General features: G+C 27.5%; 1 protein-coding gene. It reads left to right on the top strand.

Annotated elements, in window-relative coordinates; all coding sequences use genetic code 11:
• Window positions 1–250 (top strand): AraC family transcriptional regulator (locus tag BTV99_RS12960; protein WP_143507221.1); only part of this gene is annotated, 250 nt, incomplete at its 5' end.
• Window positions 251–346 lie beyond the last annotated feature (96 nt).

Genomic DNA, 346 nt, shown 5'->3' with positions numbered 1-346 from the left:
ACAGTCGATGAATATCAGTGTAAGTACGTTAAAAAGAAAGCTTTATGAAGAAAATACTTCATTTCAAGAAATTTTAGACAAAGTTAGAAAACGGTTGGTTGAGAAATACTTGAAGGAAAAACAGCTATCAACAACGGATATTGCTTACCTTTTGGGTTATAAATCTCATAGTCAATTTTTTAAAGCTTTTAAATCATGGTTTGGTATGACACCCAAATCTTATCAAAAATCTATTTCTAAGCATAAATAATATAAAATTAACAATATTAACAGCATATAAATATTGTTTTATGGCGAATTAAAGGTACTTTCTTTTTGCATGAGTATTCCTCATAAGACTGATTTT

Source organism: Psychrobacter sp. Rd 27.2 (assembly GCF_001921755.1).
Lineage (GTDB): Bacteria > Pseudomonadota > Gammaproteobacteria > Pseudomonadales > Moraxellaceae > Psychrobacter > Psychrobacter celer.
The sequence above is the reverse complement of the archived record's forward strand: the minus strand, read 5'-3'. Positions and strand labels throughout refer to the sequence as shown.